General features: G+C 67.5%; 22 protein-coding genes. 8 read left to right on the top strand and 14 right to left on the bottom strand.

What is annotated here, in order from left to right; translation table 11 throughout:
* Positions 1–70 precede the first annotated feature (70 nt).
* Complete coding sequence (trhA, locus tag C566_RS0112600; protein ID WP_026266650.1) at positions 71–787, bottom strand: PAQR family membrane homeostasis protein TrhA; 717 nt, start codon at positions 785–787, stop codon at positions 71–73.
* Positions 788–941: 154 nt separating this feature from the next.
* On the opposite strand from trhA, the gene C566_RS0112595 reads away from it, so the two are divergent.
* Complete coding sequence (locus tag C566_RS0112595) at positions 942–1703, top strand: isoprenyl transferase (protein ID WP_043466899.1); 762 nt, start codon at positions 942–944, stop codon at positions 1701–1703.
* A gap of 233 nt (positions 1704–1936) precedes the next feature.
* Entirely contained in the window at positions 1937–3376 is a 1440-nt protein-coding gene (locus C566_RS0112590) for a PhoH family protein (protein WP_026266649.1), read from the top strand.
* Positions 3377–3991: 615 nt separating this feature from the next.
* Here the strand turns inward: C566_RS0112590 and C566_RS0112585 are convergent.
* Entirely contained in the window at positions 3992–4642 is a 651-nt protein-coding gene (locus C566_RS0112585) for a GNAT family N-acetyltransferase (protein ID WP_018774703.1), read from the bottom strand.
* Between the two features lie 47 nt (positions 4643–4689).
* Entirely contained in the window at positions 4690–5514 is an 825-nt protein-coding gene (locus tag C566_RS0112580; protein WP_018774702.1) for a hypothetical protein, read from the bottom strand.
* A 58-nt stretch (positions 5515–5572) separates the two neighbouring features.
* Here C566_RS0112580 and C566_RS0112575 point away from each other — a divergent pair, with 58 nt between their 5' ends.
* Positions 5573–6127: a prepilin peptidase gene (locus tag C566_RS0112575; RefSeq protein ID WP_018774701.1), complete on the top strand. Its 555-nt coding sequence runs from the start codon at positions 5573–5575 to the stop codon at positions 6125–6127.
* Positions 6128–6256: 129 nt separating this feature from the next.
* Here the strand turns inward: C566_RS0112575 and C566_RS0112570 are convergent, their stop codons facing one another.
* Together C566_RS0112570 and C566_RS21450 are read right to left on the bottom strand one after the other, a co-directional pair.
* The gene (locus tag C566_RS0112570) at positions 6257–7972 is read right to left on the bottom strand and encodes an MDR family MFS transporter (protein WP_018774700.1); all 1716 of its coding nucleotides are present in this window, start codon (positions 7970–7972) and stop codon (positions 6257–6259) included.
* The gene (locus tag C566_RS21450; RefSeq protein ID WP_018774699.1) at positions 7969–8715 is read right to left on the bottom strand and encodes a TetR/AcrR family transcriptional regulator; all 747 of its coding nucleotides are present in this window, start codon (positions 8713–8715) and stop codon (positions 7969–7971) included. Before C566_RS21450 ends, C566_RS0112570 begins: the two co-directional genes overlap by 4 nt.
* A 165-nt stretch (positions 8716–8880) precedes the next feature.
* On the opposite strand from C566_RS21450, the gene C566_RS0112560 reads away from it, so the two are divergent.
* Positions 8881–9549: a vWA domain-containing protein gene (locus tag C566_RS0112560; protein WP_018774698.1), complete on the top strand. Its 669-nt coding sequence runs from the start codon at positions 8881–8883 to the stop codon at positions 9547–9549.
* Between the two features lie 102 nt (positions 9550–9651).
* On the opposite strand, the gene C566_RS0112555 is transcribed toward C566_RS0112560, so the two are convergent.
* The 3 genes from C566_RS0112555 to C566_RS21445 form a co-directional block, all read right to left on the bottom strand.
* Entirely contained in the window at positions 9652–11088 is a 1437-nt protein-coding gene (locus tag C566_RS0112555) for a class II fumarate hydratase (protein ID WP_018774697.1), read from the bottom strand.
* A gap of 96 nt (positions 11089–11184) precedes the next feature.
* A complete protein-coding gene (locus C566_RS0112550) occupies positions 11185–11799 on the bottom strand; it encodes a carbonic anhydrase (protein ID WP_018774696.1) in 615 nt (204 codons plus the stop codon).
* Between the two features lie 9 nt (positions 11800–11808).
* Complete coding sequence (locus C566_RS21445; RefSeq protein WP_018774695.1) at positions 11809–12444, bottom strand: DUF4245 family protein; 636 nt, start codon at positions 12442–12444, stop codon at positions 11809–11811.
* A gap of 304 nt (positions 12445–12748) precedes the next feature.
* Between C566_RS21445 and glpX the strand changes: the two genes are divergently transcribed.
* Together glpX and galE are read left to right on the top strand one after the other, a co-directional pair.
* Complete coding sequence (glpX, locus tag C566_RS0112535) at positions 12749–13771, top strand: class II fructose-bisphosphatase (RefSeq protein ID WP_018774693.1); 1023 nt, start codon at positions 12749–12751, stop codon at positions 13769–13771.
* Positions 13772–13941: 170 nt separating this feature from the next.
* Complete coding sequence (gene galE / locus C566_RS0112530) at positions 13942–14913, top strand: UDP-glucose 4-epimerase GalE (RefSeq protein WP_026266648.1); 972 nt, start codon at positions 13942–13944, stop codon at positions 14911–14913.
* 122 nt (positions 14914–15035) lie between these two features.
* Here galE and C566_RS0112525 read toward each other — a convergent pair whose 3' ends face one another.
* The 5 genes from C566_RS0112525 to C566_RS21440 form a co-directional block, all read right to left on the bottom strand.
* Positions 15036–16007, bottom strand: coding sequence for a lipid II:glycine glycyltransferase FemX (locus C566_RS0112525; protein ID WP_018774691.1), 972 nt, complete (start codon positions 16005–16007; stop codon positions 15036–15038).
* A gap of 4 nt (positions 16008–16011) precedes the next feature.
* Complete coding sequence (gene manA / locus C566_RS0112520; protein WP_018774690.1) at positions 16012–17301, bottom strand: mannose-6-phosphate isomerase, class I; 1290 nt, start codon at positions 17299–17301, stop codon at positions 16012–16014.
* Positions 17302–17383: 82 nt separating this feature from the next.
* Positions 17384–19030, bottom strand: coding sequence for an LCP family protein (locus tag C566_RS0112515; protein WP_018774689.1), 1647 nt, complete (start codon positions 19028–19030; stop codon positions 17384–17386).
* 22 nt (positions 19031–19052) lie between these two features.
* Positions 19053–19577 carry a 5-(carboxyamino)imidazole ribonucleotide mutase gene (purE, locus tag C566_RS0112510; RefSeq protein ID WP_051082316.1) on the bottom strand — a complete coding sequence of 175 codons (525 nt, stop codon included), beginning with the start codon at positions 19575–19577 and terminating at the stop codon, positions 19053–19055.
* Positions 19578–19660: 83 nt separating this feature from the next.
* A complete protein-coding gene (locus C566_RS21440; RefSeq protein ID WP_018774687.1) occupies positions 19661–20809 on the bottom strand; it encodes a 5-(carboxyamino)imidazole ribonucleotide synthase in 1149 nt (382 codons plus the stop codon).
* 268 nt (positions 20810–21077) lie between these two features.
* Between C566_RS21440 and C566_RS0112500 the strand changes: the two genes are divergently transcribed.
* Positions 21078–21644 carry a GtrA family protein gene (locus C566_RS0112500; protein WP_026266646.1) on the top strand — a complete coding sequence of 189 codons (567 nt, stop codon included), beginning with the start codon at positions 21078–21080 and terminating at the stop codon, positions 21642–21644.
* Between the two features lie 76 nt (positions 21645–21720).
* Here the strand turns inward: C566_RS0112500 and C566_RS0112495 are convergent, their stop codons facing one another.
* Entirely contained in the window at positions 21721–22425 is a 705-nt protein-coding gene (locus tag C566_RS0112495; protein ID WP_018774685.1) for a TIGR03089 family protein, read from the bottom strand.
* A gap of 358 nt (positions 22426–22783) precedes the next feature.
* Between C566_RS0112495 and C566_RS23200 the strand changes: the two genes are divergently transcribed.
* Positions 22784–23326, top strand: a complete 543-nt coding sequence (locus C566_RS23200) for a WhiB family transcriptional regulator (protein ID WP_018774684.1) — start codon at positions 22784–22786, stop codon at positions 23324–23326.
* Positions 23327–23329 lie beyond the last annotated feature (3 nt).

Here is a 23329-nt window from a genome sequence, read left to right as displayed (position 1 = left end):
TGTCGGGGCGAAACGCCGGTGAGTCCCGGCGTCGCAGTTTCAAAGGTGGGGAGAATCCGCGCGGACAGTGTCAGCCCAGGACCGCGATGGCAATGGCGATGTAGTGCGCGGCGAAGGCTAAGACCGTCAGCGCATGGAACAGCTCATGGAAGCCGAAGTGTTCGTAGCTGAAGTTCGGCTTCTTCAGCGCGTAGAAGACGGCGCCCGTGATGTACAGGACGCCGCCGACGCAGACCAGCACCGCCGAGGCAGCGTTGGCGGCGAAAAAATCCGGCAGGTAGAACAGCGAGCCGCAGCCCAGCGCGATATAGATCGGCACGTAGAGCCACCGTGGGGCATTGGTCCACAGCAGTCGGAACAGCACGCCCAGGATGGCCCCGGACCAGATCACCCACAGCAGCACTTCGGCCTGCTGCCGGTCCAGCAGGGCCCAGGCGAGCGGCGTGTAGCTTCCGGCGATCACCAGCATGATGTTCGTGTGGTCCAGCCGCTTCAGGACGATTTTCACGCGCGGCGACCAGTTCCCGCGGTGATAGACGGCGCTGACGCCGAACAGCAGCACCCCGGTGACGGCATAGACGGCGCAGGCCACCTTCAGGTCCGGCGGCGCCAGGACCACCAGCACCAGCCCGGCGGCCAGCGCCAGCGGAGCGGTGACGGTGTGGATCCAGCCCCGCCATTTGGGCTTGATCATCAGCAGTTCGGCCAGGCGCACCGTGGCGTCGTCCACCGGGGTTCCCCGCTTCGACGAAGGCTCCGGCCTAGGCTCCGGACTGTTGCTTTCCATGCCGCAATAATAACGTACGCAACAGTAAGTTACCCGTGAGTAACAAGCCGTCCGGGGCTGTCCGGCGGCGCAGCTGCATCCGGCACGGCCCTCCGGCAGGTAGCCTAGGATGTGCACTGAACAAGTACCTCAAGGAAGCCAGGTGAATCTCCGGATGGAACTGCCCGGGTTCCTCTACGGCTTTTACGAGCGCAAGCTCCAGCGCTCCCTCGATCCTGAACGGATCCCGCGGCACGTCGGCGTCATGGTCGACGGGAACCGACGCTGGGCGCGCCAGTTCAACGCCCCCACAAGCCAGGGCCACCAGGCCGGCGCGGACAAGATCCACGAATTCCTCGGCTGGTGCCAGGAGTTGGGCATCAAGGTGGTCACCTTGTACATGCTCTCCACGGACAACATGAACCGCTCCGGCGAGGAACTCGACCTCCTGATGGGCATCATCGCCAACACCCTGGACCGGCTGGACGAGGACGCCAACATCTCGGTGCACGCCATGGGCGCCCCCGAACTGCTGCCGGACTACCTCGCCGAGCGGCTGAACAACCTGACGGCCCGCACACCGGCGCAGGAGAGGCTGCACGTCAATGTCGCCGTCGGCTACGGCGGACGGCGGGAGATCGTCGACGCCGTCCGGGAACTGCTGCACGACGCCGTCGCCCGGGGAGCGGACATCGGACAACTGGCCGATGAACTCACCGTGGATGACATCTCGCGCTTCCTCTACACCCGGGGCCAGCCGGATCCGGACCTGGTGATCCGGACCTCCGGGGAGCAACGGCTGTCCGGGTTCCTCATGTGGCAAAGCGCGTACAGTGAGTTCTACTTCTGCGAGGCCTTGTGGCCGGCGTTCCGCAAGGTGGACTTCCTGCGCGCCCTGCGCGACTACGCCGGCAGGCAGCGCCGCTTCGGCGCTTGAGCGGTTCACGCGGAGTTCACAAGACGGCAACAAGAATCGCCGAAAAATTATCGGACAAACCGGCCACCGGAGACGTACGTTAATCCCATCGGCAGGCAATTCGCCGGCCGATCGGGGAGGCCAGTACATGGAGCGGATTTTCGCACCGGGTGTATGGGAGGCCGCGTCCGGCCTCCAGGCCGAGCCGCCTCACCAATAACAATTCCGGGCATTGCCCCGGGGCTGGAGTCGATGTGGCTATTTCTGAGCAACTGCCCGACGTCATTTCCGATCAGGGACAGAAAGCTACCTCTCGCGCCAAGCGAGCCACCTCAAAGACCGGTGCAGCGGATTCCGCGGCTGCCGGTCTTGCTGTTTCCGGGGAAGGAACAGGGAGCCGGGGCACGGCCCGCAGTTTCGTGATCGATACCTCTGTGCTGCTGTCCGATCCGCGGGCCCTCCTGCGCTTCGCGGAGCATGAGGTCATCCTGCCGATCGTCGTCATCACCGAGCTTGAAGGAAAGCGCCACGACCCCGAGCTGGGTTACTTTGCGCGCAAGGCCCTCCGGCTGCTCGATGACCTGCGGCTCGAGCACGGCGGCCTGGACCGTCCCATCCCGCTGGGCCCCGACGGCGGCACGCTCATGGTGGAGCTGAACCATATCTCCGCCGAGGTGCTGCCCGCCGGTTTCCGCGGGGTGGACAATGACAGCCGCATCCTCGCGGTGGCGAAGAACATGGCCAACGAGGGCCGCGACGTGACGGTGGTGTCCAAGGACCTGCCGATGCGCGTCAAGGCCTCGGCGATGGGGCTGCTGGCCGACGAGTACCGCAATGAACTCGTCAAGGACTCCGGCTGGACCGGCGTCGCCGAGCTCGACGCGGGCGAGGACGAGGTTGCCACCCTGTACGGGCACGAGCCGGTGTTCATCCCGGCGGCGGCCGAGATGCCGACCAACACCGGGCTGGTCCTGCTGTCCAGCCGTGGCTCGGCCCTCGGACGGGTAGGAGCGGACAAACAGGTCCGGCTCGTCAAGGGCGACCGCGACGTCTTCGGACTCCATGGCCGCTCGGCCGAGCAGCGGCTGGCGATCGACCTCCTGATGGACCCGTCGGTCGGCATCGTGTCCCTCGGCGGCCGGGCCGGCACGGGCAAGTCCGCACTGGCCCTGTGTGCCGGGCTCGAAGCCGTCCTGGAGCGCCGGGAGCACCGCAAGGTGATCGTCTTCCGGCCCCTGTACGCGGTGGGCGGCCAGGAACTCGGCTACCTGCCCGGTTCCGAAGCCGAAAAGATGAACCCATGGGCACAGGCGGTCTTTGACACCCTGGGCGCGCTGGTCAGCCAGGAAGTGGTGGAGGAAGTGATGGACCGGGGCATGCTGGAGGTCATGCCGCTGACGCACATCCGCGGACGTTCCCTGCACGATGCGTTCGTGATCGTCGACGAGGCGCAGTCCCTGGAGAAGAATGTGCTGCTGACAGTGATGAGCCGGATCGGCCAGAACTCCAAGATTGTCCTGACGCACGACGTCGCCCAGCGCGACAACCTGCGGGTCGGACGGCACGACGGCGTGGCGGCCGTCGTCGAGACGCTGAAGGGTCACCCGCTGTTCGGCCACGTCACCCTCACCCGCTCGGAGCGCTCACCGATCGCTGCCCTGGTGACGGAGCTGTTGGAAGGGGCGGAGATCTAGGCCATCACCCTGCTTGGGGCCGTGGTCCGGTTCGCCGGGCCGCGGCCCTTCGCCGTTGGTTGGGTAGCCGTTGGTTGGGGTGCCGTGGTTGGGTTCGCCGGGCCGCCGCCTTTCGCCGTTGTGGGGTTGCCGTGGTCGGGTTTCGCCGGGCGGCGGCCTTTCGCCGTCGCTTAGCGCAGAGGTCCCTTCCCAAGGCTCGCAAGCTCGCCTCGGGTCCCTCGGGACGCTGCTTACAGCGCATGGGACCCGCTGCGGTCGCTGGGCGACCTCCGGGGATCCGATGCGCCGCGATGCGCTCCTTTACGAAAGACCGCCTCCCGGCGTGTTTGTCCCTCACCCTTCAGGGGCTGCGGTGTCCCGCTAAGGAGCGCATCGCCGACCAAAGCGAAGCGGAGGTCGCCCAGCGACCGCAGCGTAGCGACGGGAGGTGTCTAAGCGACGGCGGGGCGCCGCTGCCCCGAACCCAACCACGGCAACCCAGCGAAGGGGAGGTGTCCAAGCGACGGCGAAAGGCCGTGTCCCGGCAAACCTAACCACGGGCGAACCCAACCACGGCAACCCAGCGAAGGGGAGGTGTCCAAGCGACGGCCGAGCCGCGGCCCCGACTGCGGGCTGCTACTGGTGGATGCCCAGATATTTCGCAAAGGCTTCGTGGCCTTCTACCTCCAGCTGCCAGTCGGGGCGTTTGAAGGTGGCGGGCGTGAGGCGGACGTTTTGGACCTCTTGGGCCTTGCCGCCCCAGGCGGCGCGGGTGACGCCGTTGAGCTCGTAGCCGAGGGAGCGTGAGACGCCCAGGGACTGCTGGTTCCAGGCGGCGGCCTCGGACTCCGCCACGTCGGCACCGAGCCAGTCGAAGGCGTACAGGGCGACGGCGGCACGCATTTCCTTGCCGAGGCCGCGGCCCTGGACGCTCTGGCGGAGCCAGGAGCCCGTGGTGACCGTCTTCAGCGTGGCGAAGTCCTTGGCCGCGATGTCCTGGCAGCCGACGAATTCGTCCTCGTGCCAGATGCCAAGCAGGAGGGTCCAGTCCTGCGGGCTCATGCTGCCGCGGCACCGCCAGTACCACTGCGCCATGTTGGTGCCGAGCTCGCTGGCCGGGGCTTCGGTCCAGGGATTGCTGAACGGGTTCCTGCCCGGGGCGTGCACGCCGCTCCGGGCAGCCACGACCGCGGCAGGAATGTCCGCGTCGCGGATGGGGCGCAGCTGAAGGCGCGGCGTAGTCAGGCGCAGGCCGAAAAGGGGCCAGTAGTCGGCGGGTTCAGTCATCGAGGAAGCCTAGCGGTGCCGGCGGGCGGACGCGAGTCACGGCCGCGCTACTCCGCGGGAACGTCCCAGCTGATGTGGCGCCGGACGTCCGTGAGGTTCATCGATTCGGCAAGGAACAGGTCATCGAGCATGTATTCGTCGACGCCCAGGATTCTCAGCCAGTGGCCGTAGCCGTCCTGCTCGGTGGCGGTCCCGGGCGCGTCCAGCCAGCGGCTGGCAACGCAGACGCCCGTGGCGGCGTCAATCCTCAGGAGCGTGCGTCCCGGACGGCAGAGCGGGGCTCCGGGATCGGCGGGACGGTAGGAGAGGTTCGGGCTGACCGTGGTTTCCAGGGCCGGCCGGCCCTCGTGGTCAACCTCCGTGATTGGGCCGAGCTCCACGGCGTTGGCGTTGGGGAACTCCAACGGGACAGGGGAGTTCCCTGCAAGCTCCACCGGGTCCAGGGCCGCGGCGAACCGGCCGTTCCCGAAGGACGGCTCGCCGTAGGCTGCCTCCGGGCGGCGGCGCACCAGCCCGTCGTCGTCGTACACCGGCGTGACAAGGTTCGGCGGCAGGAGCCAGGTCTTCCTTGTGGAGCTGACATAGAAGCCGCCGCGTGAATCGTTGATGCCGGTGGTGCTGGCGATCACCAGCCCGTCGGCGGTCTCCAGCCGCAAGGCGCCGGGCCTGCGCAGCCACGCCCTGACGAGGCCGTGGGGAGGGACTGCTGCGGAAACTGCGGAACCCGTGAGGGGCCGATCCAGGTACTCGAACCTCAGCGACTGCCACTTCCACGGCGAGGACCGGCACAGGTGCCGGAAGGCCGCAGCCTTCTCCGCCGGACCGCGTGGGGCGTCCGGCCCACGCCGGTTCGTGCTGTCCCATGCGGCCATATCCACAGTTTACGCGCGGGGACCGCCGGGCCGGATGAATATCCAGTAGCATCCGAGAGTGATCGAACGACTCGGCCTTCTCGGCGCCGCGAGCCCGCTGGCCTTCTGGCTTGCCCTGGCCGCGTGCGTCTATTTCTTCGTGATGGCCGTCCGGCTCACCGTCATCGACGTCCGGCACCACCTGCTCCCGGACAGGATCGTGTTCCCTTCGTATGCGATTGCCGGAGTGCTGCTGCTGGGCGCGGCCGCCAGCCAGCTGCTTCCCGGCGGCCAGGACGTTGCCGGCACCGCCGACGCCGGGGCATTCGGCATTCCGGGGCTCCGTGTCCTTGCCGGCGGGGCAGCCCTCTGGCTTTTCTACTTTCTCCTGCACGCGGTGTATCCGCCGGGAATGGGATTCGGCGACGTGAAGCTCGCCGGCGTCCTGGGGATGTACCTGGGATTCCTGGGCTGGGGGCACGTCATGGTCGGGACCTTTGCCGCGTTCGTCCTCGGCGGGCTGTGGAGTCTCGGATTGCTCGCTGCGCGGCGCGGCACGCTGCAGTCGGCCATTCCCTTTGGGCCGTTCATGCTGGCCGGCACAGTCGCCGCCATGCTGCTGCCTGCCGGATAGGCCGGCAGCAGGGGCACCCCGGCCTGCCGGCGCTGACCGGCCCGGCACGCAGCAGGGGCGCCGCACCCCCCAAAGGTTGCGGCGCCCCTGCAGGCACTGTCTGGCTGGTGCCGGTCCGTTTCCGGACCGTCAGCCGCGCAGGCGGGTGAGCTCGTCGTCGTGACCGTGCCCGTCGGTGTGGCTCTGGTCTGAAAGCCCTTCCGGCCCCGTGGACTCCGCGGTGTCGGCGCCGTGGCGGGCTGCCGCCCATTCGGCCTCGAGCCGCTCGGCTTCCTCGCCGCCGACTGCTTCGCCGCGGGCCACCATGCCGGCGGTGTCCGAGAGCGGGATCTGCTTGAGGGTCAGGGCCAGGATCAGGGCGATGACCAGGAACGGCAGCAGGTACCAGAAGACGGGAGCGAGGGAATCCGCGTAGGCATTGACAATCGCGTCCTTGAGTTGGGCCGGGAGCTGGCTGAGGACCTGCGGGTCCATCGTCCGGGTGGACTGCGACGCCTGCTCTGCGGACGCCCCGGCGCCGGTGAAGGCACTGGTCAGGGACTCGGAGAGCCGGGTGGTGAAGATGGAGCCGAACACCGCGACGCCCAGGGATGCGCCCACCTCGCGGAAGTAATTGTTGGTGCTCGTGGCCGTGCCGATCTGGTCCGCCGGCACGGAGTTCTGGACCACCAGGACAATCACCTGCATGATCGAGCCCAGGCCCGCGCCGAAGACAAACAGCTGCACGCAGATGACCCAGATGGGCGTGGCGGCCGTGAGCGTGGTCAACCACAGCATCGCCGCGATGGTCAGGGCGGCCCCGAGGATCGGGAACATCCTGTACTTGCCGGTCTTGGAAATGCGGATGCCGGAGAAGATGGCCATGCCCATGAGTCCCACCATCATGGGCAGCATCAGCAGGCCGGATTCGGCGGCGGAGGTCCCGGAGGACATCTGCAGGAAGGTCGGGACGAAGGCGATCGCCGCGAACATGCCGAGGCCGAGGGTGAAGCCGATGGCGGTGGAGTTCACGAAGATGCGGTTCTTGAACAGGCTCAACGGAATGATGGGGTCCTCGGCCCGGCGCTCCACCAGGACGAAGGCGGCTGCGGCGAGCACCAGTCCGGCGCCGAAGGCCCACGTCAGCGGCGAATCCCAGCCCTCGTCCTTCTTGCCGCCGAAGTCGGTGAAGAAAATCAGGCACGTGGTGGCCGCGGAGAGCAGCAGTACGCCCAGGATGTCGATCCGCTTCTCGGCCTTCTTGTTCGGCAGCGTCAGGGTGAACCAGGCGATGGTGAACGCGGCGATGCCGATCGGGATGTTGATGTAGAAGGCCCATTCCCAGGTCAGGTGGTCCACGAAGAAACCGCCCAGCAGGGGGCCGGCGACGGCGGAGAGACCGAAGATTGCGCCCAGCGGTCCCATGTACTTGCCGCGCTCCTTGGCCGGGACGATGTCGGCGATGATGGCCTGGGACAGGATCATCAGGCCGCCGCCGCCCAGGCCCTGGATGGCGCGGAAGACCACGAAGCCCCAGAAGTCGGTGGCGAGGGCGCAGCCGACCGAGGCGAGGGTGAAGAGCCCGATGGCGATCAGGAACAGGTTCCGGCGGCCCAGGATGTCGCCGAACTTTCCATAGATGGGCATGACGATGGTGGTGGCGAGCAGATAGGCCGTGGTGATCCAGGCCTGGTGCTCCACGCCGCCGAGCTTGCCGACGATGGTGGGCATGGCGGTGGAGACGATGGTCTGGTCCAGGCTGGAGAGCAGCATGCCCGCGATGAGGGCGGAGAAGATGATCCAGATGCGTTTCTGGGTCAGCAGCAGCGGCTCGGCTGCTGGCTTGGTGCTGACGGCGGCGCTCATTGCGCTCCTTCGGAAGGGTCGGGCTGGACTGAAGTGGACTTGACTGTGTTTGACTCGACTCCGTCGGATTCGACTCCGTCGAAATCGGCTGTGTCGAACTGGGACATGGTGAACGGCAGGGAGAAGAGCGTGCGGGCTGCTGCGATGTTTTCCAGCAGCATGTCCTTGTAAGGGCGGGCGTTGCCCTCGGAGAAGTAGTCGGCGCTGGTCTTCCTGGCGACGTTTCCCAGGAGGACTACGGCCATGCGGACCACGGGGTGATCGGCAGCAACACCTTCCCTGGCCGCGAGCAGCCGGGCGAAGTCGGCCTCGCGTTCCTCGGTGGCGCCGATGATCTTCAGCATCAGTTGGGGTTCCTTCTTGATCACCCCGATCAGCTGGCGGGTCTCTTCCTCGGAGCCGCTCATCCGTTCGGACAGATCAAGAGACAGACGCACGAGGTCGGCGAGGAGTGAGGCCGATATTTCCCCGGCGGGCGAACCCGCACCGCCCGCCATGAACCGGGCCACCACCTCTTCCGGAAAGTCGTCGTCGACGTGGCCCAGAATCGCATCTTCCTTGGCAGGGAAGTAGTTGAAGAAGGTCCGGCGGGAGATGCCCGCGCGCTCGCAGACTTCCTCCACGGTGTAGCCGCTGAGGCCGCGTTCGGCGGTCAGGGAACGCGCGACGGCGGTGATCGCCGCCCGTGTCGCGGCCCGCTTGCGCTCGCGGAGGCCCCCGGAACTAATTGCACTGTTTCCCATAGAGTGTATTTTTGCACTCAAATATGAATAGTGCAAAAAATGTTGCCGGCTGTTGTTCCAATAATGTCGTTGCCCGGCCATAGCCTGCTCCTGTCCAGCCATATGGCTGGCAACAGGTGGCCCGCGACGAGGCAGAAGCGCCGTCCGGGCCGGAAATGGGGAAGCATGACAGATTCAGCCCTGACGCACGTGTATGTCCTCCTGGACCGTTCCGGGTCGATGAGCGCCATCGCCGATGACACCGTGGGCGGGTTTGCGGCGTTCATCCGCGAACAGCGGGCAGTGGCGGGCCGGTGCCGGCTGTCGCTGGCGCAGTTCGATGACACCTACGAGCGCGTCTACGCCTCGGTGGACATCCACGACGTGCCGGCCCTGGACCTGCAGCCGCGGGGCAGCACCGCCCTGCACGACGCCATGGTCCGGCTGATCGGCGAAGCCGGTGCGGAACTCGCGGCCCTTCCGGAGGACCAGCGCCCCGGAACCGTGCTGGTGGCCGTGCTGACGGACGGCCACGAGAACTCCTCGCGCGAGGCCACGGGCGAGCTGGTCAAGGCACTGGTCCAGCGGCAGCAGAGCCAGTGGGGCTGGCAGTTCACGTATTTGGGCGCCAACCAGGACGCGGTATTGACCGCCGGCGGCCTCGGCATCCGCGCCGAAGACGCCCTGACCTATGCCGCCGGGAACGTCGATGCTGCCTTCTCCGTCCAGTCCGCCAAGACGCGGCGGTTGCGGGAGGCGCGGATCGGCGGTGCCAGCATGGCGGACGCCGCCGCTGCCGCGGCCTACACGGCGGAGGAGCGGGAGGCCGCGGGCGGGGAGCCGCCCAGGGTCTAAGTTCTGACATGCGGCGCAGACATGCCGCCGGCCGGCACCCTTCCAGGAAGGATGCCGGCCGGCGGTGGATGTTCTCTTCGGGGGCGGCTCCGCCCGGAGCCGTTAGGCCTTGTGCGGCGGGCGCGTCATGGACATGACGTCCAGGGCGGTGTCCAGCTGCTCCTCGGTCAGTTCGCCGCGCTCGAGGAAACCCATGGAGACGACGGTCTCACGGATGGTCAGGCCCTCGGCCACGGCCTTCTTGGCGATCTTGGCGGCGTTCTCGTAGCCGATGAACTTGTTCAGCGGGGTCACGATCGACGGCGAGGCCTCAGCGAGGAATCGGGCGCGTTCCACGTTGGCGGTGATGCCGTCAATCATCTTGTCGGCCATGACGCGGCTGGTGTTGGCCAGCAGGCGCACGGATTCAAGGAGGTTGGCGGCCATTACGGGGATGCCGACGTTGAGTTCGAAGGCGCCGTTGGTGCCGGACCACGCGATGGCGGTGTCATTGCCGATCACCTGGGCGCAGACCATGATGGAGGCTTCGCAGATGACGGGGTTGACCTTGCCCGGCATGATCGACGAGCCCGGCTGCAGGTCCGGGATGGCGATTTCGCCGAGGCCGGTGTTGGGGCCGGAACCCATCCAGCGCAGGTCGTTGTTGATCTTCATGAAGGAAATCGCGATGTTGCGCAGCTGGCTGGACGCTTCGATGAGGCCGTCCCGGTTGGCCTGGGCCTCGAAGTGGTCGCGGGCCTCGGTCAGGGGCAGTCCGGTGTCGGCTGCCAGCAGTTCGATGACGCGCTCCGGGAATCCGGCCGGCGTGTTGATGCCGGTGCCCACGGCGGTGCCGCCAAGCGGGACCTCGGCGACGCGGGGGAGGGAGGCGTTGATGCGCTCGATGCCGTAGCGGACTTGCGCGGCGTAGCCGCCGAACTCCTGGCCCAGCGTGACGGGGGTGGCGTCCATGAGGTGCGTGCGGCCGGACTTCACGACGTCCTTGAATTCGGTGGCCTTGCGCTCCAGCGACTCCGCCAGGTAGCCGAGGGCCGGGATCAGGTCGTTGATCAGGGCGGACGTGGCGGCGACGTGGACGGAGGTGGGGAAGACGTCGTTGGAGGACTGTGAGGCGTTGACGTGGTCGTTCGGGTGGACAACCTTGTCGCTCCCGGCAGACTTGAGGGCCCGCGTGGCGAGCTCGGCGATGACCTCGTTGGTGTTCATGTTCGAGGACGTGCCGGATCCGGTCTGGAAGACGTCAATCGGGAAGTCGCCGTCATACTTGCCGGCGGCAACCTGGTCGGCTGCGTCGGCAATCGCCTGGGCGAGCTCGCCGTCGAGCACCCCCAGTTCTGCGTTAGCCTGGGCGGCTGCCTTCTTCACCCGTGCCAGGGCTTCGATGTGGGCGCGCTCCAGGGTCTTGCCGGAGATCGGGAAGTTCTCGACTGCCCGCTGCGTCTGCGCGCGGTACAGGGCGTTCACGGGAACGCGGACTTCGCCCATCGTGTCGTGTTCAATGCGGAACTCTTCGGTGTTCAACTCATCTGTGGAAGTCATGGGGCTAGCTTATTGGGAGGGAGGGTCCCACCGAAAACCGTGAACTGGCTCCCGCCGCGGCAGCCGCGGCGGGAACCCGGACTTGAAGAGTCGAGCCTAGAGCTCGCCGATTCCGGACACCAGGCCCGCCTTGCCGTCGGCCAGGCTGTAGGCGAGGCCGATCACGGCGGCGCGGCCGCCTTCCACTGCGTCCGAAATCACACGGGAGCTGTCCACGAGGCGCTGCGAGGTCTGCTTGACGTTCTCGACCACCATGTCGTTGATGTCGTCCTGGTTGTTGCGGAGCGAGGTCAGCACGGACGGGGTGATGCGTTCAACCAGGCTGCGCATGAATCCGACCGGCATCTGGCCGGTCTCCACGGCGGCCTTGGTGGCGGTCACGGCGCCGCAGCGGTCGTGTCCCAGGACGACGATCAGCGGCACGCCGAGGACGCTGACGCTGTATTCCAGGGAGCCGAGGACGGCGTCGTCAATGACCTGGCCGGCGGTCCGGACGACGAACGCGTCCCCCAGGCCGAGGTCGAAGATGATCTCGGCGGCGAGGCGGGAGTCGGAGCAACCGAAGATCACGGCGAACGGGTGCTGGTTCTCGACAAGCGACGAGCGCCGTGATGCGTCCTGGTTGGGGTGTGAGGAGGCTCCGGCGACAAAACGCTCGTTTCCTTCGCGGAGACGCCGCCAGGCGAGGGCAGGGGTGAGATAGGTGGCCACGCCCCGACTTTACTTGGTTGATGCCGCCGATGGGGAAACTGTTGCGCCGGGGGTCGGTGCCGGCGTACTGGGCTGTGCCCCGGCGGGAGGATTGCTTTCGAGCGACTTCACCACGGCGGTGGCCAGGGCGGAGAACTCCTCCAGCGTCGCGGATCCGGAGAGGATGACGGTGGTGCCGCGTTCGGTCAGCACCATGGATTTCTCGCCCTTGCCGCTGTCGCGCAGTTCCCAGTCCCGGCCGCCGGCGTTGCGGGTGCCGGTCACGGGCGCGTTCTTGGTCTGCTGCAGAAGCCAGGTGGGATTGGCCGCGCGGGTCTGCACGAGGGCGATGAAGGATTCCTTGGGCGTCAGGTAGCCGACTTCCCAGGCCGGAACGCCGCTGCCGGCGCCGGACTCCCAGCGGGCGTAGTTGGCGCGGAATGTGTCGCCGGTATCGGCCGCCACGGGTGTGAACCCCGCCACACCCGCCGCGTTCTGCGCGGTGGCGCTGACATTGACGTTGGGCCGGTAGCCGTCGGTCTTCGGAGACGGGTTCATGAGCACGATCGGCAGGAACGCGGCGATGCTCACCACCAGCGCGATGATCATGCCCATCACGGAGGCATTGGCGCGTTTGGCCGCAGCGGCGGCGATAACGGGCTTCACTGGCGGCTGTCCGGAAGGGGACGGACCTGCCGCGGGGGAGCTGCCAGCCGGCGAGCCGGGGGCGGCGGGGGAAGCGTCCTGCAATTCACTCACCCCTCTATAGTCGCGCATGTCCGGGCCGATCTCACATTCGCGGCGCATCGGCCCCCAACGGTGAAGTGCGTCACGCGCCGGTCATCCCATGACCTTGCGGCTCCGCCCCGACTATGATCAATAACAGACGAATCACCGCGACGGATCGATCCTGGCCGTACGGGTTCAACGACCGCCACTCGAAGAAGAGGTTCACGTGACACCAGCGCCCATGTCCCAGAAGTACTCCACGCTTTCCCCCTCGCTCGCCGTCGGGATCGACGAGCCTGACCGCAACCTCGCGCTGGAACTTGTCCGCGTCACGGAAGCCGCGGCCATCGCCGGCGGCCACTGGGTGGGGTTCGGCGACAAGAACAAGGCCGACGGCGCCGCCGTGGACGCCATGCGCTCCTTCCTGCAGACCGTGCACTTCAACGGCGTCGTTGTCATCGGTGAGGGCGAGAAGGACGAAGCCCCCATGCTGTTCAACGGCGAGCGCGTCGGTGACGGCACGGGCCCCGAATGCGACGTCGCCGTCGACCCCATCGACGGAACCCGCCTGACCGCCCTTGGCATCAACAATGCGCTGGCGGTCCTGGCCGTGGCCGAACGCGGCTCGATGTTCGATCCCTCTGCCGTGTTCTACATGGAAAAGCTCGTCACCGGCCCGGAAGCGGCCGACATGGTTGACCTGCGCCTGCCGGTCAAGCAGAACCTGCACCTGATCGCCAAGGCCAAGGGCGTCAAGGTCAACCAGCTCAACGTCATGATCCTGGACCGCGACCGGCACCGCCCGCTCGTGGAGGAAATCCGCGAAGCCGGTGCCCGCACGAAGTTCATCATGGACGGCGACGTCGCCGGGGCCATCGCCGCTGCGCGTGCCGGCACCGGAGTCGACGCCCTCATGGGCATCGGCGGAACCCCGGAAGGCATCGTCGCGGCCTGCGCCATCAAGTCCCTCGGCGGCGTCATCCAAGGCCGGCTGTGGCCCACGAGCGACGAAGAGAAGCAGAAGGCGATCGACGCCGGCCACGATCTGGAGCGCGTGCTCTCCACCAACGACCTCGTCTCCAGCGACAACTGCTACTTCGCGGCCACTGGCATCACCGACGGCGACCTCCTCAAGGGCGTCCGCTACTCCAAGGACAAGGTCCTCACCCAGTCCATCGTGATGCGCTCCAAGTCCGGCACCATCCGCTTTGTCGACGGCGAACACCAGGCCAGCAAGTGGGAAGGCTACGCCCGCAAGAGCTAGCACCTGCGCGGCAACACTGAACTGCACCATTGAGCACAGCGAATCCCGGGCCGCCACCGCGACCCGGGATTCGTCGTCTTAAACCCGGTGCAGGATTTAAACCCGGTGCATGATGACGTGTCTATGGCCGCGGGGCGGCCGGGGCCCGTGGGATTAGATAGGGTGGAGCCATGACGTGGCTCGTAACTGGCGGTGCAGGATATATCGGTTCTCATGTGGTTTCCGCTTTGCGCGGTGCCCGGATCCAGCCGGTGGTGATTGACTCCCTCTCCAGCGGGCACCGTGAGTTCGTGCCGGCCGATGTGCCGTTCATCCATGGCAGCATCCTCGACGCCGACCTCGTGGCCCGTACGCTGCGGGAGAACGCCGTGACCGGGGTGATCCACCTGGCCGGTTTCAAGTACGCCGGGGTTTCGGTCCAGGAGCCGCTGCTGACCTATGAACAGAACGTCACGGGCACCGCGCAGCTGCTCAAGGCCATGGAGCTCACCGGCGTCGACAAACTGGTTTTCTCCTCGTCCGCGGCCACCTACGGCACGCCCACCGGCGACGTCGTCACCGAGGCGACGCCCACCAACCCGGAATCGCCCTACGGCGAGAGCAAACTCATCGGCGAGTGGCTGATCCGTGACCAGGGCCGTGCCCGGGGCCTGAAGCACGCCTCGCTGCGGTACTTCAACGTGGTCGGCTCCGGTGCGCCCGAGCTGTACGACACCAGCCCCCACAACCTTTTCCCGATCGTGCTGCGGGCGCTCACAGCCGGTAAGACCCCGCGCATCAACGGCATCGACTACAACACGCCGGACGGAACCTGCGTGCGCGACTACGTGCACGTGGCCGACCTGGCCACCTCGCATGTGGCCGCCGCCCAGGCGCTCGAGGCGGGCAAGCCGCTGGAGCGGGTGTACAACCTCGGATCCGGGGACGGGCTGTCCGTGCGCCAGATCATGACGGCGATGGCCAACGTCACGGGAATCGATTTCGAACCCGAAATCGGTCCGCGGCGGGCGGGGGATCCGGACCGGATCGTGGCCGACGGCACGCTGGCCGCCCGCGATCTCGACTGGAAGATGCGCCACTCCGTGGAGCAGATGGTGGCCAGCGCCTACGACGCCCAGCGGCACGCCATTACGGCCAACTAACACCGCCACCAACACCTGCCGCCGGGACGCGACGGGCCCGGCGGCCCCGGCTGGCCGGTGCCGCTTGCTGACCGGTGCCGCTTGCTGGCCGTTGCCGCCTGCCGGCCCTAAGCGGTTAGCGGTTAGTGGTTAACGAGGGCCCGGGACCGGGCGCGCAGCTTCTTCGCGAGCTGGGCGCCCTTGCGGGCCAGCTGGTAGCTGCCGTAGCGCACCTTCCGGACCGGCAGGTCCCACGTTCCGGGATACGCGATCCCGCGGCCGCCGAACGATTTCTTGAACGCCGTGAACCCGGCCCATTTGTGGTCGGGCTGGTCCGCCGGCGCCACGCCCCAGAGGTCCACGTGCTTGAGGCCCTTCGCCTGGGCGTCCGCCATCAGGGTGATGAGCAGGGGAATGCCCGCGCTGAGCTTGCGGTGGGTGTCGTCAAGGGCGGCATGGGCATAGGTCCGGGTGTCGGCCGAATCGTAGGCCAGGGCCGCGGCGATGGGCTGGCCATCGAGCTCCGCGATGAAGAGCGTCGCGGCGCCGGCCGGCATGAGCGACCGTGCCACTTGGGTGAGGTATTCGTCGCTTTGCGGCTTGAAGCCGTTGCGGGCGGCCGTCATGTGCAGGAACTCCAGGAGGACGGCGATCTCGGCCGGGTCCTGGCTGGAGCGGAAGGTCACGCCCTTCTTATGGATGTTGCGGAACAGGTTCCGGTTCGCCGGCTTCATGTCCGCCAGGACGTCCTTGAAATCCCGGTCCAGGTCCACGATCCAGCTGAGCTCGGGCTGTTGGCTGGCCGGCGCCGGCTGCAGGCCGCGGCTGCGGAGCACGGCGTCGGCCTCGGCGGCGGCGAACCCTGCGGTGACCGGTTCAACCCGGACAAACACGGCCCCGCTGGTCCGGGCGAGGTCCGTCAGGGCCGCCAGTGCGGTGTCGAACGCTGCCAGCGACTCGGCGACCGGGCCGTACGGGGAGTACAGCAGTTTGCCGGCCGGATTGGATTCCTCGACCGCGAGGAAGCGCCACCCGGGGCCGGACTGTTCGTGGACCGTGCGTCCGAGCGAACGCTGGAACTGTGCCCACTGCGGGCTCTGCAGGAAATAATCCATGGTGTCAGGCTTCCAATGCGGTGGTAACGGCAAATGCCAGGGCGGTGCCGGTGGCGCCGGAGACGGCGTGGACGTTGACCGGGGCCTCTGCGGCGGTCAGGAAGGCGCTGGCGCCCCGTTCCAGCCGCAGCTCGCCCTTGGGGGAGTCGAGGCGGACGGAGCCGGCCGTGACAATGACGACGGCGGCACCGGACTGCGCCAGCGGGACGGGCTCCGCCCCGGGCGCCAGTTCAATCCGCTGCAGCTGGAATTCCCGGAACGGCGGCCGGAAGAGTTCCTGGCCCAGCATGGAGGTCTCGGCGGGAAGCATGGGCACGGCGACCGCCTCGAACGCGACAGTCTTCAGCAGTTCCGGCACGTCCACGAATTTCGGCGTGAGCCCGCCGCGGAGCACGTTGTCCGAGGACGCCATGACCTCGATGCCGAGGCCGTGCAGGTAGGCATGGACGTTGCCGGCCGGGAGGTAGACGGCCTCACCCGGGGCAAGGTAAATCCGGTTCAGGAGCAGGGAAATCAGCACGCCCGGATCTCCGGGGTACCGGCCGTTCAGGCTTACCGCGGTGGACAGTTCCGCCTCGTACCCAGCCATGGGGGCACCGGAGATGAGGACCGCGACGATCGTCGCCGTCGCCTCGGCGACGTCCCCGCCGCCGGTGATGAGACGCTCGAAGGCGGAGCGCAGCGCCGCGGGTTCATCCGGCTGCGCCAGGTCTTCGAGCAGCAGCGGGACCAGCGGCGGCAGCTCCAGCCCGGCGAGCTCGAAGCACGCCGCCAGATGCTCAAAGACCGCTCGGGATTCCGCGGCCGGCCGGAACCCGCAGAGGGCCTCGAACGGGGTCAGCGCGAAGATCATTTCGGGCTTGTGGTTATCGTCTTTGTAGTTGCGCTCCGTCGCGGCAGGGTCGACGCCGGCGGCTTCCTCGCGTGCGAAGCCCTCCCGGGCCTGGGCGAGCGTCGGGTGCACCTGCAAGGACAAGGGCGCCTCGGCCGCGAGGACTTTGAGCAGGAACGGCAGGCGCGGACCGAAAGCGGCCATGCTCGCGTTGCCCAGGCAATGTTCCGGATCCTCGGCGATCAAGGCGTCCAGCGCCAGCCGTCCGCCGTCGTGCGTTTCGGGTGCGTGCCGACCGGAACCGCCGGGCGCCGCCGTCAGCGCGACAGACGGGGAGTCCGGGTGGGCGCCGATCCAGAGCTCCGCTTCGGGACCGCCGGAAGCCGGCCTGCCCAGCAGCTCGGCGATGGCCGTCGGGGAGCCCCAGGCGTAGGGCCGGAGGACGTTCTCAAGTTCGTACATGGCCTGGTCCCTGTCTGATCAATGAAATGTCTCGTCAACGAAATGTGGTCGCAGTTCTGCCGTCAGAAGCGTTGCCCGGCGGTTAGAGCGGCGCGCACTGTCCGTTGGTGGCGACGAGGTCGCGGATGGACTGCTCGTCGCCGTTGCGCTTGAACTGGTTCAGCATCTCTTCGGTGATCGGCTCGCCGTCCGGCGTGGTGGTCACCGGGGTGAAGTCCGACGGCGCGGGCGGGGGCTCGGTGGCCGGGGCGGGACCGGCGGCGGAGAGCGGCCCGGCGGCCGTTCCGGGCTGCAGGACGGCATCGTCACCGGCGGTGTCACCGGCTGCGCCGGCGGACGGGCTGGCCAGCAGTTTGGCCACCCGCTCGTGGATGACGTCGAAGTCCGGGGATGTGGAGAAGGCAGCGTCGAAGTCGGGCGGACCGATGGTCAGGCGGCTGACGTCCTGTCCCTTGGCCTTCATGGCCAGGTCCACGAAACTGCCGAGCTGGCCGGAGGAGATGTTCGATTCGACCACCTTCGTGCCGGCCTTGGCGATGTCCTCAAACTTGGCCAGCAGTGTTGCCGGGTCGAGCTGCTTCAGCATCGCCTGCTGCACGCACTGCTGGCGCTGGATGCGGGCGTAGTCGTCCACGAATTCCCGGGACCGGCCGTACCAGAGGGCGTGGAAGCCGTCGAGCGTCTGGTCTCCCGCCGGAATCCAGCCGTCCGGCATGCCGTGGATGCCGTTGGCCTCATCCACCATCGGCCCGCTGATGGGGACCCAGCCGCCGGCCTTGATCCGGATGCCGCCCATGGCGTCGATGAGCTTGGAAAAGCCGTCCATGTCCACGAGCACGTAGGCCTGGACCTTGATGCCCAGCGTTCCGGACACCGCTTCGAGGGTGGCCTGCGCGCCGGGGTCGGCCACGCCGGGATAGAGGTCCTGGTGCTGGTTGGTGACCTCGGTGTTGATCGCGTTGATCAGGCATTCGTCGCCGCAGTTGTAGCCTTCCGGGTACACCTGGCGCATCGGCGATTCCGCGCTGAACTGGGCGTTCTGCAGGTTGCGGGGCACGGAGATGATGGCCGTGCTGCCGGTCTTGGCATCCACGCTGATCACCGAGAGGCTGTCCGGCCGGCGGCCCGTGCGGTCCGCTCCGGCGTCGCCGCCCATCATCAGGAAGTTGTACCGGCCCTCGGACGGCTCCAAGGTGGGCCCGGAGCCGGAGAAGATGCTGCCGATGGCGTCGCGGCTGACGTTGAGCAGATAGGCCGCGTAGCCCAGGGATCCGCTGCTGAGGATCATGGCCAGCACGAGCGCCAGCACCACCGCGGGCCGGACCCTGGGGGCGAGCAGCCCGGGCCGGATCAGCCGCAAGGTGTTCAGGAACAGGGCGGCCCAGCCGATGGCCAGGCACCCGAGGCCGAGCACCAGCAAGAGTGAGGGCACCGTGCCGGTGAGGAGGTTGATCAGCGTGGAGCGGGACATTAGCAGGAGCAGCACGGCCAGCAGGGCCAGCGCCCAGACCGTGAGGGTCACTCGCAGCGCAGCCCGTCCAAGCCTGCGGTTGCCAGCGACGATTTGGGCGCTGCCGGGAACCAGCAGCGTCATGAGGATCAGGACGAACGCCCGCTTGGTGAGCACCGGGGACGGGGCGCCGGAGGGGTGCCGGACCGGGTCGCCCAATGGCCGCCCGGACTGCCCAGGGCTGTCAGTGCGGTGTGTGGGGGCGTAGCTGCTGCTCATGCCGGGATTCCTAATGGCTGCCTTAATTGCTGCTACGCGGGGTGACGTTTCCGGCGGCGAACACTTCGCTGACTTTGTGCCGCAGGTTTGCGCCCTTCTGGGTTGCGGCGTCGTTCAGTTCCTGGGCGAACTCCAGGAGGTCCGCCCGGAGCTGGAAGGCGAGTTCGTCCGCGCCGGAGGCCAGCATGCGCACGGCCAGGAGGCCGGCGTTGCGTGCGCCGCCGATTGAGACAGTGGCGACTGGAACGCCGGCCGGCATCTGCACGATGGACAACAGGGAGTCCATGCCGTCCAGGGTCTTCAGCGGCACGGGGACGCCGATCACCGGCAGTGGAGTGACAGAGGCGAGCATGCCGGGAAGATGCGCGGCACCGCCGGCGCCGGCAATGATCAGGCGAAGACCGCGCTCGTGGGCCGTCTGGCCGTAGCGGATCATCTCCGTGGGCATCCGGTGGGCCGAGACGACGTCGGCCTCGAACGGGATTCCGAACTCGGCGAGGGCTTCGGCGGCGGCTTCCATGACCGGCCAGTCCGAATCCGAGCCCATCACGAGGCCCACGAGCGGAGTGTCCGCGCGGGTGCCGGCGAGGGGGGTTCCTGCGTTGTTGGCGTCGGCGTTGCGTGCGGTGCTCATGCGGTCTCCTCGGAGGTTGCCGGCATTGCGCCGGCGTGGGTCCGGCCGTTCCGGATGATGTCGGCCACGGTGGTGGCCCGCTGCCGCACGGAGTCGACGTCGGCGGTGGAGGTTCCGACCAGGTTGACGTGGCCGATCTTCCGGCCGGGCCGGACGGCCTTGCCGTAGCAGTGCACCTTCGCGGCAGGCTCGCTCGCGAGGGCGGCGGGGAAGGCCGAATAGAGGTCCTGGTTGGCGCCGCCGAGGAAGTTCTTCATCACCACGACGGGCCCCAGCAGGTCGGTGGCTCCCAGCGGCAGGTTCAGGATGGCCCGCAGGTGCTGCTCGAACTGGCTGGTCACCGAGCCGTCCTGGGTCCAGTGCCCGGTGTTGTGCGGGCGCATGGCGAGTTCATTGATCAGGAAGCCGGCGCCCACGCCCGGGGTCTCGAAGAGTTCGACGGCCATGACGCCGGTCACGCCGAGTTCGCTGGCGATCCGGACCGCGGCGTTCTCCGCGGCTGCGGCAACATCGACGGGGATGTCCAGGGCCGGGGCAATGACTTCATCGCACACGCCGTCCACCTGGATAGTGTGCACCACCGGCCAGGCCCGTGTTTCACCGTCCGGCGTCCTCGCGACCATGGCCGAGAGCTCCCGGCTGAATTCCACCTTGGCTTCCGCCAGCAGGGGGGACATGGCCTCGAACCAGTCGGCGGAGGCCGCCGCGTCCTCGGCCGAGGACACGATGCGCACGCCCTTGCCGTCGTAGCCGCCGCGGGGCATTTTCAAAACCACCGGCCAGCCGGTCTGCTCGCCGAAGGCGACGACGTCCGCGACATTGGCGACGGCGGCCCACGTGGGGTTCGGAAGCTCGAGCCGGTCGATCGCGGCGCGCATCACCAGCTTGTCCTGGGCGTTGACCAGGGCATCCGGGCCGGGATGGACGTTCACGCCGGCATCGATCAAGGACCGCAGGTGCGCCGTGGGGACGTGTTCGTGGTCGAAGGTCATAACGTCGAGGCCGCGGGAGAACTCGAGCAGATGCTCCAGGTCCTTGTAGTCTCCGACCGGGGCGTTAGCCACGGCAGAGACTGCGGAGACGTCCTCGCCTTCGGCGAGAACACGGAGCTCAAAGCCCAGGGCGGTCGCGGCAGGGGCCATCATTCGGGCAAGCTGGCCGCCGCCAACAACACCGATTACAGGAAAAGTCACAAGTCCCAGCCTACCGAAAACCTCACGGGAACCCGGCTTTTGGGGATTGGCAAGCGCGGGAACGGTGCCGGAGCGGGGGTTTCGTACCCTCGCACCCGGCGCTTGGCGCCGGGTGCGCAGCGAGCCGCCTGAGCGGCCGCTGAGGGCGGACTACCGGGAAACGGCGCTAAAATGGGCGTTTGGCCCAATGGCCGACAGTTCCAGAAGGCCGCGGAGGGTCATGATTACTACACTTAACGAGCGCATGCGCGGGCTGGCCTCGCTGTTCTGGCGCGAAGTGGCCAAGTTCGGTGCCGTCGGCGGCATCGCGTTCATCATCGATAACGGACTGACGTTTTACCTGATGCACGGTCCCATGACCGACAGCGAGGCCAAGGCCCGTTTCTTCGGTGCCAGCGTGGCGACGGTGTTCTCGTGGGTTGCGAACCGGTTTTGGACGTTCCGGCACCGCCGGCAGGCCAACGTGCTGCGCGAGTTCGTGATGTTCCTCATCATCAACGGAATCGGCATCGGCATCTCCACCGGCCTCACCGCCGTCGCTAAGTACGGCATGGGGGTCACCGACAAGAACATGCTCTTCCTGGCCGGGGTGGTCGGCATCCTGGTCGCGACCGTGGTCCGGTTCTTTGCCTACCGCTTCCTGGTGTTCAACCAGGAACTCGACGCAGAGCCGGAGTTCTCGCACGACCACGAGATCATCGAACGGCACCCGCACGCTCAGCCCGTTGCCACGACGTCCGTCAGGGAAGCCGTCAAGGATCCGGAGCTGCCCGGCCCGCCGTCCTAAGGAGCCGCCGGCCCGGGGGATCAGCGTCTGGGGATCGGTGGCCGGGGATCGGTGCTTAGGGGTCAGTGTCCGGGGATCAGTCCCCGCTGATGCGCTCGGCGTCCCGCAGCTTGCCGGTCACTTCTACCTCGGGGTGTACCAGGACCACCGAACCGTCGGCCTTCCAGGTTCCCAAGGACTGCGCAAGGACGGCTTCGAGGCCGTCGGCCGCCGGAACGAGCAGCCGCAGGCCGGGGTCCTGGGCCGCGGCAAAACCGTCCAGGAGTGCCCCGTGCGCATGGACTGCGCCGTCGGAGGTGCGGACCGCGAGGCGTTCCGCCTCAGGGTCCACGTGCGGCATGAAAATGTCGCCATGGGAGCGGACCTCGGCGGCGTAGTCGAGGACGCCGCTGGGCAGCTCGCCCGTCCACCGCATGGCCAGCGCCGGCAACGACACGGCCAGGACGGCGTCGAACCCGCCCGCGGCAGCGCCCGGACCCGGGTCCGCGGTGGCCAGCAGGTCCGCCTCCGCGTCATCGAAAACCACTTCCATGCCGAGCTGCCAGGCCGCGAGGGCCAGGATCACCGACTTCCAGTGCGCGGGCAGGTCCAGGCGCAGCCGCATGCCCGGTTCGGCGTCGAGTTCGTCCTGAAGCAGGTTGGAGGTCTTCGCCACCCAGTTGTCCAGCACGCGGCCAGAGAGTTCAACCCGCTCCGAATCGGGGCCGTACCAGGTCAGCCGGGGCGCCGTGGCCTGTCCGGACCGCAGCGCTGTCATCAGTTCGATTGCCGGAATGCTCATGCCTCATCTTGCCACGGCCCATCCCACCGCCCGCTCCGTGACGTCCGTCACCCCGGCCGCTCCCGCGTCCGGCGGGCTCCACGTGGGGCGTGGGAAAATTTCCCGAAAATTCAATGAAAAGCCCCGAAAGTGCTCAGTACCCTGATTATTCCGCGGGTTCTCGCGGGAGAGGCGAAAAAATTCCGGGCGTGGCGTGCCTCCACTTTGTGTATCAAGTTGATTATTATCTCCGCCGTGGCTTGACTCCCGGATACTTACACGCGTGTAATTAGTTATCTAAAGCCACTGCACAAAAACCGGCACTCAACCGAGTGTCCAAGGGGGTCTTGCAGTGGCTGCAAATCAGGAGGGGGACGCCATGGGGCTAGCAGAGCGTATCCATGAAGATGCCGTAGTTGCCGGCCAGGCCACGGCGAAATACCGGTCGCGCGGCGTGCCGACTGACTGGTACGTAGATCCGGCGGATCCGGACGCGGCTGACCGCTATAACGAACACACCCAGGATTCCCTGCAGGAAGCCGCCACGGCCTTCCTCGCAGCGCACGACGAACTCTTGGCCGGCCCGGATCTTGACGCCGATCCCCTCGACCCGCCGATGGAGCTCCAGTCGCCCGGTACCCGTACCTCCGCGCAGCCCGTCTGGATTGGTCTGCCGTCCCGGCAGGAATTCGACGACGAGGGCGAGCTCGGCTGGCAGACCGATGCCCTGTGCGCCCAGACTGATCCCGAAGCCTTCTTCCCTGAAAAGGGTGGCTCTACCCGCGACGCCAAGAAAGTCTGCGGCGCCTGCAACGTGCGTTCCCAGTGCCTCGAATACGCCTTGTCCAACGACGAGCGCTTCGGGATCTGGGGAGGCCTCTCCGAGCGCGAGCGGCGCCGGCTTAGGAAGCGAGCAGTCTAATTC

The organism is Arthrobacter sp. 131MFCol6.1, assembly GCF_000374925.1.
Taxonomy (GTDB): domain Bacteria; phylum Actinomycetota; class Actinomycetes; order Actinomycetales; family Micrococcaceae; genus Arthrobacter.
Note: the sequence above shows the minus strand (reverse complement) of the source record. Positions and strands in the feature narration are given on the sequence as shown.

Excerpts from the sequence above, each read along its gene's own strand:
- C566_RS0112515 (WP_018774689.1), bottom strand. The coding sequence starts at position 19,030 with ATGAGCAGCAGCTACGCCCCCACACACCGCACTGACAGCCCTGGGCAG.
- purE (WP_051082316.1), bottom strand. The coding sequence starts at position 19,577 with ATGGGCTCGGATTCGGACTGGCCGGTCATGGAAGCCGCCGCCGAAGCC.
- glpX (WP_018774693.1), top strand. The coding sequence starts at position 12,749 with ATGTCCCAGAAGTACTCCACGCTTTCCCCCTCGCTCGCCGTCGGGATC.
- C566_RS0112560 (WP_018774698.1), top strand. The coding sequence starts at position 8,881 with ATGACAGATTCAGCCCTGACGCACGTGTATGTCCTCCTGGACCGTTCC.
- manA (WP_018774690.1), bottom strand. The coding sequence starts at position 17,301 with ATGTACGAACTTGAGAACGTCCTCCGGCCCTACGCCTGGGGCTCCCCG.
- C566_RS0112500 (WP_026266646.1), top strand. The coding sequence starts at position 21,078 with ATGATTACTACACTTAACGAGCGCATGCGCGGGCTGGCCTCGCTGTTC.
- galE (WP_026266648.1), top strand. The coding sequence starts at position 13,942 with ATGACGTGGCTCGTAACTGGCGGTGCAGGATATATCGGTTCTCATGTG.
- C566_RS0112595 (WP_043466899.1), top strand. The coding sequence starts at position 942 with ATGGAACTGCCCGGGTTCCTCTACGGCTTTTACGAGCGCAAGCTCCAG.
- C566_RS23200 (WP_018774684.1), top strand. The coding sequence starts at position 22,784 with ATGGGGCTAGCAGAGCGTATCCATGAAGATGCCGTAGTTGCCGGCCAG.
- C566_RS0112525 (WP_018774691.1), bottom strand. The coding sequence starts at position 16,007 with ATGGATTATTTCCTGCAGAGCCCGCAGTGGGCACAGTTCCAGCGTTCG.
- C566_RS0112580 (WP_018774702.1), bottom strand. The coding sequence starts at position 5,514 with ATGGCCGCATGGGACAGCACGAACCGGCGTGGGCCGGACGCCCCACGC.
- trhA (WP_026266650.1), bottom strand. The coding sequence starts at position 787 with ATGGAAAGCAACAGTCCGGAGCCTAGGCCGGAGCCTTCGTCGAAGCGG.
- C566_RS0112570 (WP_018774700.1), bottom strand. The coding sequence starts at position 7,972 with ATGAGCGCCGCCGTCAGCACCAAGCCAGCAGCCGAGCCGCTGCTGCTG.
- C566_RS21450 (WP_018774699.1), bottom strand. The coding sequence starts at position 8,715 with ATGGGAAACAGTGCAATTAGTTCCGGGGGCCTCCGCGAGCGCAAGCGG.
- C566_RS0112555 (WP_018774697.1), bottom strand. The coding sequence starts at position 11,088 with ATGACTTCCACAGATGAGTTGAACACCGAAGAGTTCCGCATTGAACAC.
- C566_RS0112585 (WP_018774703.1), bottom strand. The coding sequence starts at position 4,642 with ATGACTGAACCCGCCGACTACTGGCCCCTTTTCGGCCTGCGCCTGACT.
- C566_RS21440 (WP_018774687.1), bottom strand. The coding sequence starts at position 20,809 with ATGATGGCCCCTGCCGCGACCGCCCTGGGCTTTGAGCTCCGTGTTCTC.
- C566_RS0112495 (WP_018774685.1), bottom strand. The coding sequence starts at position 22,425 with ATGAGCATTCCGGCAATCGAACTGATGACAGCGCTGCGGTCCGGACAG.